Origin of the sequence: Nitriliruptor sp. (assembly GCF_040882075.1) — a bacterium.
In the GTDB taxonomy this organism is placed as follows: domain Bacteria; phylum Actinomycetota; class Nitriliruptoria; order Nitriliruptorales; family Nitriliruptoraceae; genus Nitriliruptor.
Window position 1 is genome coordinate 1 of sequence record NZ_JBBEBZ010000215.1, and the last position, 1,721, is coordinate 1,721.

General features: G+C 73.9%; 2 protein-coding genes. Both read left to right on the forward strand.

Features of this window, described 5'->3' with window-relative positions; genetic code table 11:
• On the forward strand, positions 1 to 1,377 hold a 1,377-nt coding region (locus tag WEB03_RS15865; protein WP_368071896.1), incomplete at its 5' end, for a cobyrinate a,c-diamide synthase.
• Positions 1,374 to 1,721, forward strand: a 348-nt coding sequence (locus tag WEB03_RS15870) for an SAM-dependent methyltransferase (RefSeq protein ID WP_368071897.1), incomplete at its 3' end; no start/stop codon positions are given. The genes WEB03_RS15865 and WEB03_RS15870, both read left to right, overlap by 4 nt.

The window sequence follows — 1,721 nt, forward strand, 5'->3', positions numbered from 1 at the left end:
TTGATGGCGGCGCTCAGCGCGCGTGGCCTGACGGTGTCGGGACACAAGGTCGGCCCGGACTTCATCGATCCCGGCTACCACGCGGTCGCGACCGGCCGGCCACCCCGCAACCTCGACGCGTTCCTGCACGGGCCGGACCGGATCGGCCCGCTGTTCGCGCACGGTGCCCGCGACGCCGACGTCTCGGTCATCGAGGGCGTCATGGGGATGTACGACGGACGGGGCGCCGACGACGAGGCCTCGACCGCGCACGTGGCCCGGCTCTTGCGGGCGCCAGTACTGCTGGTCGTGGACACCACCGCCGCGTCACGGTCCGTCGCCGCTGAGGTGTACGGGTTCGCGACCTTCGACCCGACCGTGCGCATCGCCGGCATCGTGCTCAACGGGCTGGGCTCGGACGCGCACGAGCAGCTCGTCCGCGAAGCGCTGGCCCCCCTGCAGCTACCGGTCGTCGGCGCGTTGCACCGCGACGACTCGCTGGTCACCCCCTCCCGACACCTCGGGCTGATCCCCGCAGCCGAACGTTCCGACGATGCCCGCCGGACCGTGACCGACCTCGGAGAGGCGGTCGCCGCCCGCCTGGACCTGGACGCGGTGCTCACACTCGCCCGCAGCGCCCCACCGCTGGACACGGCCGTCTGGTCGCCACAGGCCGTGGTCGGCACGCCCGTCGCCGGACGTCCCCGCATCGCCATCGCCGGCGGGCGCGCGTTCACGTTCGTCTACGAGGAGCACCGCGAACTACTCGCTGCCGCAGGAGCCGAGGTCGTGACGTTCGACCCGCTGACCGACGAAGGACTGCCTGAGGGCACGGTCGGCGCCTACCTCGGCGGCGGGTTCCCCGAAGTCCACGCTAAAGACCTCGCGGCCAACACACGACTGGCAGACGACCTGCGCGTCCTGGCTGCGGCGGGCGGCCCCATCGTCGCCGAGTGCGGCGGCCTGCTCTACCTGTGCCGCGAACTGGACGGCCACCCGATGGTCGGGCTCATCGACGCGGACGCCACCTTCGGCGACCGACTGACACTGGGCTACCGCGAAGCACGGACGGCGACGGCAGGCGCGCTCGGCCCCGCGGGAACCGGCGTCCGCGGGCACGAGTTCCACCGCACGACCGTCGAGCCCCGCGCCGGGACACAGCCCGCGTGGGAGCTGACCGCCCGCAGCAACACGGGCCCGGAGGGCTTCGTCACCGGCACGCTGCACGCGAGCTACCTCCACGCCGCCTGGGTGGGCGCCCCCCATATGGCGCGGTGCTTCGTCGCTGCGGCCGCCCGTGCCGAGCCCGCCGGACCCCGGCACAACGTCCCGGCAGGACGGGTGGACACCGACACGGGCCCTACCGATCCGGACGTCGGCGCCGAGGTGCTCCGATGATGGCGGCGAGCGACGAGGGCCGCGCGGGCTCACTGCTCGGGGTCGGGGTCGGGCCCGGCGACCCGGAGCTGATCACGGTCAAAGGCCGCGACGCGCTGCTGGCCGCGGACGCCATCTTCGTGCCGGTGTCGGCCACCTCGCCGCCCGACGAGCCCGGGTACGCGGAACGGGTCGTGCTCGCCCACGTGCCGCACGCCACCCCGATCACACGGCTGCCGTTCGAGCTGGGCGAGGACGCCCGCGAGGACAGCTGGCGTGCCGCCGCAGCTGCGGTCGCCGAGGTGGTCGGCGACGGACGGACCGCCGCGTTCGCCACGATCGGCGACCCCAACGTCTACAGCACG